The organism is Sinomonas halotolerans, assembly GCF_039615075.1.
GTDB classification, from domain to species: domain Bacteria; phylum Actinomycetota; class Actinomycetes; order Actinomycetales; family Micrococcaceae; genus Sinomonas; species Sinomonas halotolerans.
In genome coordinates, this window is the sequence record NZ_JBDFRB010000006.1 from 78,474 (window position 1) to 86,818 (window position 8,345).

At 71.9% G+C, this 8,345-nt stretch carries 7 protein-coding genes; 2 read left to right on the plus strand and 5 right to left on the minus strand.

Annotated elements, in window-relative coordinates; translation table 11 throughout:
• Positions 1 to 116 precede the first annotated feature (116 nt).
• Complete coding sequence (locus ABCQ75_RS08815) at positions 117 to 1,316, minus strand: FUSC family protein (protein ID WP_345884809.1); 1,200 nt, start codon at positions 1,314 to 1,316, stop codon at positions 117 to 119.
• A 96-nt stretch (positions 1,317 to 1,412) separates the two neighbouring features.
• On the opposite strand from ABCQ75_RS08815, the gene ABCQ75_RS08820 reads away from it, so the two are divergent.
• Complete coding sequence (locus tag ABCQ75_RS08820) at positions 1,413 to 2,411, plus strand: TIGR03885 family FMN-dependent LLM class oxidoreductase (protein WP_345884810.1); 999 nt, start codon at positions 1,413 to 1,415, stop codon at positions 2,409 to 2,411.
• 10 nt (positions 2,412 to 2,421) lie between these two features.
• Complete coding sequence (locus ABCQ75_RS08825; RefSeq protein WP_345884811.1) at positions 2,422 to 4,131, plus strand: alpha-amylase family protein; 1,710 nt, start codon at positions 2,422 to 2,424, stop codon at positions 4,129 to 4,131.
• A 27-nt stretch (positions 4,132 to 4,158) separates the two neighbouring features.
• On the opposite strand, the gene ABCQ75_RS08830 is transcribed toward ABCQ75_RS08825, so the two are convergent.
• The 4 genes from ABCQ75_RS08830 to ABCQ75_RS08845 form a co-directional block, all read right to left on the minus strand.
• Positions 4,159 to 5,268, minus strand: coding sequence for a coiled-coil domain-containing protein (locus ABCQ75_RS08830; RefSeq protein WP_345884812.1), 1,110 nt, complete (start codon positions 5,266 to 5,268; stop codon positions 4,159 to 4,161).
• Between the two features lie 48 nt (positions 5,269 to 5,316).
• Positions 5,317 to 6,603, minus strand: a complete 1,287-nt coding sequence (locus ABCQ75_RS08835) for an RNA polymerase sigma factor (RefSeq protein WP_345885022.1) — start codon at positions 6,601 to 6,603, stop codon at positions 5,317 to 5,319.
• 146 nt (positions 6,604 to 6,749) lie between these two features.
• Positions 6,750 to 7,169 (minus strand): YciI family protein, encoded by a 420-nt coding sequence (locus ABCQ75_RS08840; protein ID WP_345884813.1) that lies wholly within the window; start codon positions 7,167 to 7,169, stop codon positions 6,750 to 6,752.
• A 102-nt stretch (positions 7,170 to 7,271) separates the two neighbouring features.
• On the minus strand, positions 7,272 to 7,994 hold the full coding sequence (locus tag ABCQ75_RS08845) for a hypothetical protein (protein WP_345884814.1): 723 nt from the start codon (positions 7,992 to 7,994) through the stop codon (positions 7,272 to 7,274).
• Positions 7,995 to 8,345: the final 351 nt, after the last annotated feature.

An 8,345-nucleotide genomic window follows, 5' to 3' on the forward strand; every position in this document is an offset into this window, starting at 1 on the left:
GGGGTGCGCTCGCCTCCGCGGGCCGTCCCGGCATTCGCACGCCGTATCCAGAGAGCGCGCACGACGACGAGCGCCCCTGCCGCTGCAGCCGTCCAGAGCCACCGCGGACCTCAAGCTCAGCCGCTGCGTGCCCGGCCCTCGTCGCCCTCGGCCCCGTCATCGGCCACATCCTCCACGCGCGCCCGCAGGGCGTCGACCATCCGCGCGAGGCTCGCCGCGACGGACGCCGGACCTGTCACGGCCTCGTCCCTGCGGGCCGCGTCCCGGACCGACTCCGCGAGCGCGCTCGAGGCCGTGCCGGCCTCCTCGATGAGCCGCCGATCGTCGTCGGACTCCCCCCAGGCGCGCAGGGCCGCACCCGTGCACTCGAGTGCCTGGGCCACCTCGGAGGCGAGGGCCGGCGGAACGGCGATCACCTTCTCGTCCTCCCAGATCGCCGTGCGCAGCACGTCCGTGATGTCCTGGACATGGAACGTGGTCTTCTCCACGGCCTGGAGGTCGGCGAGGTCCGCAGTGAGGTCCCTCCGGCGGCGCCTCCGGCGCGGATTCGCCGTGGCGCTCTCCTCCGCCCGCTGGACGGCGCCGCGCACGGCCGAGGCCGTCGCGGCGAGGGATCCCTGCCGCTGGGCCCAGCTCTCGTGGTCCGGGGGCCAGGGCTCCGTGAGGGCGGCAGCCATGTCGTCGAGCTGCTCGGCCAGAGCGTGTCGGAGCCGCGCGAAGGCGGGCGTGATGCCGGCATAGTGCAGGGGAGGCAGGATGAGCCAGTTGACAGCGAAGCCGATGGCCACGCCCACCGCCATCTGCAGGAGGTATCCGAGAGAGAAGTCGTCCGGGCTCTCGCCGCCGATCACGAGGACGAAGAGCGCCGCCATGGGCACCCAGTCGCTTGCGGTGCCCATTCGGGGCAGCCCGCCTAGGACCACCCCAAGCCCGATCACGAGCGCGATCGAGAGCGCGTTGGTCTCCGTGAGTGCCCCGACAGCGATCGCGACGCCGATCCCGAGCGTGAGGCCCAGCAGGCTCTGCATACCCTTCCGGAGCGAGTCGGCGACTGTCGGGTACATGCTCACGAGCGCGCCGAGCGGTGCGTAGTACGGGTACTGGGCCGCAGGGCCGGGCAGGGTGAACGCCACCATCCAGGCGAGGCCCGCCGCGAGGGCCGTCTTGCCCGCGAGCACGAGCCTCCAGCGGGCAACGGCTTCGCGGAAGCCCGCGAGCGCGGCGTGGGCCACTCGGCTGCTGCGGGGCGGCCCCACGGTGCCGTCCGGCGTGGGAACGCTGCTCGGAACATGGGGCGTGTTCGGCGTGGCGGGCATGGGACCAGACTCGCACTGCGCGGCGTGCCGCGTCGAACGCGACAGGGCGGCCCTCGGGCCTCGACACCGCCCGCCAGCGCTGCTAGACAAGGGCAGATGGCGGTCATCGGTTTCCATGCATCCCATGAGCAGATCAGCCCGGCGCAGCTCCTGCGCGATGTGCAGCACGCGGACAGGGCGGGCTTCCAGGGGGCGATGTGCTCCGACCATATCGAGCCCTGGTCCGCGCGGCAGGGCCACTCGGGCTTCGCGTGGTCATGGCTCGGCGCGGCACTGGCCACAACCCGGCTGCACCTCGGGGTGGTGAATGCCCCCGGGCAGCGCTACCACCCCGCAGTGGTCGCCCATGCGATCGCGACTCTGGGCAGCATGTTCCCCGGGCGGTTCTGGGCCGCGCTCGGCAGCGGCGAGAACATGAACGAGCACATCACGGCGGATCCGTGGCCGCCCAAGGAGGAGCGCCAGGCCCGCCTCGAGGAGTCGGTCGAGGTGATCCGCCGCCTCCTCGAGGGGCAGACGGTGACCCACGAGGGACTCGTGCGGACGGAGCGGGCCCGCCTGTGGGACGTCCCGGAGCCTGTGCCCCACCTCATCGCAGCGGCCGTGACGCCGGAGACAGCCGCGCGCTCGGCCCGGTGGGCGGACGGCCTCATCACCGTGGGCCAGGACCTCGGTGCGCTCAGGCGGGTGGCAGACGCCTACCGGTCGAACGGGGGCCGGGGCCGGCTGATCCTCCAGGTGCACCTCTCCTGGGCGCCGACCGACGGCGAGGCCCTCGCCCTTGCACACGACCAGTGGCGCAGCGGAGTCCTCACTCCGCCCGGCATCTGGGACATCGCAACGGCGGAGGACTTCGACGCCGCGACGGCCGGCACGACCCCCGAGGAGGTCCGCCGGGCCGTGCTGGTCTCCCCCGACACTGCCGAGCACGTGCAGCGGCTGCAGGAGTTCATCTCCCTGGGCTTCGACGAGCTGTACCTCCACCATGTCGGCCAACGGCAGTCGGACTTCATCGACGCGTTCGGCGCCGACGTCATTCCAGCCCTCCTCACCACGGACAACCTCACGCCCGCGGACGAGCAGGTCACGTACTGAAGGAGACGCCATGCGCATCACCCAGACCTCGGACCTGTGGTGGAAGACCGCCGTGGTGTACTGCCTGGACGTCGAGACGTTCTTCGACTCGGACGCCGACGGGATAGGCGACTTCGCCGGGCTCGCTGAACGCGTGGACTACCTCGCCGAGCTCGGGGTCACGTGCCTCTGGCTCATGCCCTTCTACCCCACGCCGGATCGGGACGACGGGTATGACATCACCGACTTCTTCGGCGTGGACCACCGCCTGGGCCACCACGGGGACCTCGTCGAGTTCATCCGGACGGCGCGGGACCGTGGCATGCGGGTCATCGCCGACATCGTCGTGAACCACACCTCGGACCGCCACCCCTGGTTCAAGGCGGCGCGGTCCTCCAAGGACAGCCCCTACCGGGACTTCTACGTCTGGAGGTCGGACCCGCCGCCCGACACCTCCCGTGAGGTCGTGTTCCCCGACCAGGAGCAGTCCATCTGGACCCTCGACGATAAGACCGGCGAGTGGTACCTCCACCACTTCTACAAGCACCAGCCGGACCTCAATGTGGCCAACCCCCAGGTGCGGGATGAGATCGCCAAGGCCATGGGGTTCTGGCTCCAGATGGGCCTGAGCGGCTTCAGGGTGGACGCGGTGCCGTACTTCCTCTCGACGGTGGGCGTGGACGGCAAGGAGCTCGCCCAGTTCAGCGATCCCCACGCGTACCTGCGGTCCCTGCGGAGGTTCATGGGGCGGCGCGGCGGCGACTCGGTCCTCCTGGGCGAGGTCAACCTGCCCTACAAGGAGCAGCTGGAGTACTTCGGGGGCCCGGAGGGGGACGAGCTGACGATGATGTTCGACTTCATCGTCATGCAGAACACCTATCTGGCCATGGCGCGGCAGGACGCGGCACCGCTCGCGAAGGCCCTGCGCGCCCGGCCCCCGATCTCGCCGGACAACCAGTGGGCCACGTTCGTGCGCAACCACGACGAGCTGACCCTCGACAAGCTCACCGAGGACGAGCGTCAGGAGGTGTTCGCCGCCTTCGGCCCCGAGCCGCAGATGCAGGTCTTCGGCCGTGGGCTCAAGCGGCGCGTCCCGCCAATGCTGGACGGTGACCCCCGCAGGATCCGTCTCCTCTACTCGCTGCTCTTCTCGCTGCCCGGCACCCCGGTGCTGTACTACGGCGAGGAGATCGGCATGGGCGAGGACCTCGCGGCGGAGGGCCGCATGGCGGTCCGGACGCCCATGCAGTGGACCGATGAGCCGAGTGCCGGCTTCTCGGCGGCCCCGCCCCGGAGACTCGTGAGCAGGATTCCCGAGGGCGGGTTCGGGCCGAAGCACGTGAACGTCGCCTCTGCCCGGCGCGACCCGGACTCCCTCCTGAACTTCATCACGCGGCTCGTCCAGCGGTACCGCCAGTGCCCCGAACTCGGCTGGGGGGCGTACGAGGTCCTGGACCACCGCGTCCCGTCGGTGTTCGCGCACCGTGTGGTCTGGGAGGAGGCGAGCCTCGTGGCCCTCCACAACCTCTCCGCAGAAGCGGTGACGGTCGACCTGCACCTGGAGACCCCGCCGTCGGACGCCGGCTGGGAAGGCGTGACGCTCGTGGACCTCCTGGGCACCGGCGGGTTCGCACCGGAGGGTCTCGATGTGGCGGACGACGGCGGCGTGCAGGTGCCGCTCGACGGCTACGGGCACGTCTGGCTCAGGGTGCAGCAGCCGGGCGAACGCCGGCTCGTCTGAGCCTCTCAGGGCCAGCGGGCGGCCGGGCTAGAGCCTCTCGAGGCGCTCGCGTGCGCGTCGTGCGGCCTTGTCGGCCCGCTCGGCCTCGCGCTCGGCGCGCTCATGCGCGCGCTCTGCCAGCTGGGCCTCGCGGTCGGCGTCCGCGAGCTCGGCTTCGGCCTGGGCCGCCCGTGCACTCAGTTCCCCGAGCTCCTCCGCGGCCCTGTTCCGGCGTGCCAGCACGCGCTCCGCCTTCCGCCGGGCCTGGGCATGCGCAGCGCCCGCCACCGCAGCGGCGCGCTCGGCCTCCTCGAGGGCAGCGACAGCCTCGGAACGCTCGCGCGCCGCGTTCTCCCGAGCGGCCTCCTCCTGGGCCTCCTTCTGGCGTGCGGCCTCCTCCGCCGCCCTGTCCTCTGCCGTCTTGTCCTCGGCTGCCCTGTCCTGGACCGCCCTTTCCTGGACTGCCTCCACCTGGTCCGCCGCGCTTCTGCCCGTGCTCCTGCCGTGCGCGCGATCCCGCGGCCTCAGCTCGGAGACTCGCGCACGGCGGGCGCCCTGCCCCGTCCCCCGTCCTGTCCTCTGCTCAGTGCCCAACTCTGCGGCCTGCTCCGCATCCTGCTCAGCACCTCGCTCGACAGGCCGCTCCGGCACGAGCCCCGGCACCGCGAGGGCCCCCTCGAGGTCGACCGCCTCGAGGCCGCTCCCCGCGAGGGGACGCACGAGCAGGCCTGAGCGGACGGCGTCGGCGGCTCCCGCGTCTGCCATGGCAGCGTGGAGCGTGGCCTCCACCGCGGAGGCGGCCGCATCGCTCAGCCGCACGCCTGCCTCCTCCGCGGCCGCCCGCACGGCGGGCACGAGCTCCGCGAGGACGCGCTGGCGCTCCCGCCCCAGATCGCGCATCCGGGGAGCGTCGAGGGCCTCCTGCGCCGCGCGCATCGACGCCCCGAGCTCGAGGACCTCTCCGAGCTCGTCGGGAAGCGACCGGGCCAGGAGGTCCACTGCCCAGGCTGCCGGAGCCGGCTTCGGCAGCCTGCCGATCCGCTTCGCGAGCAGGGCATCCCCCTCTGCCCTCGCGGCACGCGCCCGGCGGTCCCGCTCGGCCGTGAAGCCGGCCAGCGGGAGGGCGTAGAGCTCAGCAGCGATGGCGGGCAGGTCCATGGGACGCATCCTAGGCGGTGCCTGGCCCTGAAGCGGCGGATCGGCCCGTCAGAGCCGCGCGGCCTTCGCGGCGAGGACCGCGCGCTCACGGCCATTGCCGCACAGCCGGATCGCCCGCTCGAACTCCGCGCGGGCTTCTGCACTGCTGCCGAGCCGGGCCAGGAGCTCCCCGCGCACGCTCGGAAGCAGGTGGGTGCCGGCAAGGGCCCGGCTGTCCGCGAGCGCGTCGACGACGGCGAGGGCTTCGCGCGGACCACTGGTCATCGCAACAGCGACAGCGCGGTTGAGCTCGACCACGGGAGAGGGCGCAACCCGCCCGAGCGCCTCGTAGAGCAGCACGATCCTGGTCCAGTCCGTCTCCGCCACTGACGGCGACGCCGCGTGGCACGCCGCGATCGCCGCCTGGAGGCCGTAGGCACCCAGACCGCGTCCGAGCGCAGCAGCGCGCTCGAGCGCTGCAAGCCCTCGGCGGATCGCCGAACGGTCCCACCGGCGGCGATCCTGGTCCTCGAGGAGCACGGCCTCCCCTTCTGGTCCAGTCCGTGCGGGGAAACGCGCAGCGGTCAGCTCCATGAGGGCGAGGAGGCCGTGCGCTTCCGGCTCGCCGTCGGCCATGGCGGCGAGCATGCGCACGAGCCGTACGGCCTCATAGGCAAGGTCACGCCGCACGAGCACATCGCCGCTCGTTGCACTCGAGCCCTCGGTGAAGATCACGTAGAGGACGTTGAGCACTCCGCCGAGGCGCTCGTGGCGCTCATGCGCGGGCGGCAGTCCGAACGGGATGCGGGCCGCTGCGAGGGTCTTCTTCGCACGGGTGATGCGGGCCTGGACCGTGCTGACCGGGACGAGGAACGCCCGGGCGATCTCCTCGCTCGCGAGCCCGCCCACCACGCGCAGGGTGAGCGCCACGCGCGCGTCCCTCGAGAGGACGGGGTGGCAGGCGATGAACATGAGGGCGAGGACGTCGTCGTCGATCCTGTCGGGGTCCCACGCGTCTTCCGCCTCCGCCGGATTGCGCACCGCGGCGCCCGAGCCCGACCCGCCCTCCCGGAGGCCGCCGGCGATCGCCGCGTACCGCGCGTCGAGCGCCCTGCGGCGCCGGAACGCGTCGATGGCGCGCCGGCGCGCGGTGGCGAGGATCCACCCGACCGGGTTCTCCGGCTTGCCATCGCGCGTCCATGCCACGAGCGCCTCGGCGAGGGCCTCCTGCGCCATGTCCTCGGCGAGGTCGAAGCTCCCGGTGTACCGCGTGAGCGCGCTCACGATCCGGGGGGACTCGATCCGCCACACGGCCTCCAGGGCGCGCCGGACCGCGCCGGAGACCGCCCCCGGCACGGGGGCGGTCTCCGGGACCCCGGTGGTTGGGCTGCGTGGGTCCACGCTGGATGCGGCCGTGCCGGGCGCGGCGGTGCTGCACGCGTCCGGACTCCGCAGGTCCGGACCCTGCGGGTCCGCAGTGCCCACGTGGCCGGACGCGCCGGTCAGAGCTGGCCTGTCCGCTCGCGCCACTGCCGCTCCCTGATGATCCACTCGTTGTCCTGCGGGAACTCGTCGATGCCCGGCACGCGGCGGATCTCGGCCTTGGAGCCCGGGATGGCCGGCATCCGCTTCGCCCACTCGACGGCTTCCTCCTGCGACGCGACGTCAAGGATGTAGAAGCCGCCGAACAGCTCCTTCGTCTCCCCGTACGGGCCGTCGGTCACCGCGGGCGTCTCGGACGAGTAGTCCACCACGACGCCGGTCGACGGATCATCGAGTCCTTCCGCCGCGACGAGCACGCCAGCCTTGATGAGCTCGTCGTTGAAGCGGCCGACGGACTCGAGCATGTCCTCGAAGGGCGTCTCCGTCATCGTCTTCAGGGAATCGTCGGTGTTGCGCATGATGAGCATGTACTTGGCCATGGCCGTCTCGCTTTCCTTCCGGGCGGGGTCGCCTCTCGACCCTTTCACCCCAAGGTCGAACGTGGAAGGCCTGCATCGACACGCTCGTGCAGGAGAATCCGATCAGGGCGTGGGCGTCGCCCCCGTGGTCGTCTCGGTGCCGTCCGTCATCTGCTCGGTGGGGCTCACGGTGGCCGTGGACGTCTCCGTCATCCCACCGGTCTCCGTGCCGCCGGTCTCCTTGCCCTCGGTCTCGGTCATCGTGGGCGAGGGCTCCGTCGAGGCAGACGCAGAACCCTCGGAGCCGGCCTTCGCGAGCACCTCGTTGACGAGGTCCTCGAGCTCCTGCCGGTCCGCGTCGCCGAGATCGGCGCCGCTCTTGGTGGCTACCACGAGGAGGCGGCCCTGGGCGCCGGAGACCTGCATGAGCATGTCCGAAGTGTCATCGTTGCGCGTGCTCGCGGTGGCGAAGGTCTTCTCGGCGTCGGTCTGCGCCTCGAGCTCCTCGCTCTTCACCGTGGCCTTCTGGCCCAGGGCCTCGACCGTGAAGCTGGCGCACTGCTCCATGCGGTCCTCGATCCCGGTGAGCAGCTCTACCGCATCAGGCCCCTCCGATCCGGACTGCGCCGAGACCGTCCTGGGCTCGTCCGACTCCGAGATCGCCACGGCCACCGCGCCGCTGTCGATGCTCGTGGTGAGCCCGGCGGTCGCAATCGACTTGCAGTCTGCCGGGTCCACGGTCGCCGTGTTGAGCAGCAGGTCGCCCATGCTCTTGCCCTGGTCGATCTGTTCCTCCGAGTAGAGCCTGAGCTCCTTGCCGTCTGCATCCTGCAGGCCGCTCACCATGGTCCGGAGCTCTTCCTCGCTGTAAACCTTCTCGCCCGGGGACTGGGTCTCAGAGGGGGAACCTCCCCCACCGCCGGTACCGCCGGTGCATGATGCGAGGGCAAAGGCCGCTGCAAAGGCGATCGTCGCTGGTGCTGCTCTCCTGGTGTCCATGGCACTTCCTCCACTGTCCGCTCGGCTGTCAGCTCGGCGGGACCACGCGGCAAGCGCAGCCCGCTCCAGTTGATTACCCACGACCAGCCGCGAATGAACATGCGGACAGGACAGCGGGGTGGGGGGGGGGGGGGGGGGGGGGCCCCCCCCCCGGGGGGGCCCCCCCCCCGGGGGCCGGGGGGCGGGCCACACACCGAC

Bases quoted from the DNA above. Each gene is read 5' to 3' on its own strand.
- ABCQ75_RS08815 (WP_345884809.1), bottom strand. From the start codon at position 1,316: ATGCCCGCCACGCCGAACACGCCCCATGTTCCGAGCAGCGTTCCCACG.
- ABCQ75_RS08820 (WP_345884810.1), top strand. From the start codon at position 1,413: ATGGCGGTCATCGGTTTCCATGCATCCCATGAGCAGATCAGCCCGGCG.
- ABCQ75_RS08825 (WP_345884811.1), top strand. From the start codon at position 2,422: ATGCGCATCACCCAGACCTCGGACCTGTGGTGGAAGACCGCCGTGGTG.
- ABCQ75_RS08830 (WP_345884812.1), bottom strand. From the start codon at position 5,268: ATGGACCTGCCCGCCATCGCTGCTGAGCTCTACGCCCTCCCGCTGGCC.
- ABCQ75_RS08840 (WP_345884813.1), bottom strand. From the start codon at position 7,169: ATGGCCAAGTACATGCTCATCATGCGCAACACCGACGATTCCCTGAAG.
- ABCQ75_RS08845 (WP_345884814.1), bottom strand. From the start codon at position 7,994: ATGGTGAGCGGCCTGCAGGATGCAGACGGCAAGGAGCTCAGGCTCTAC.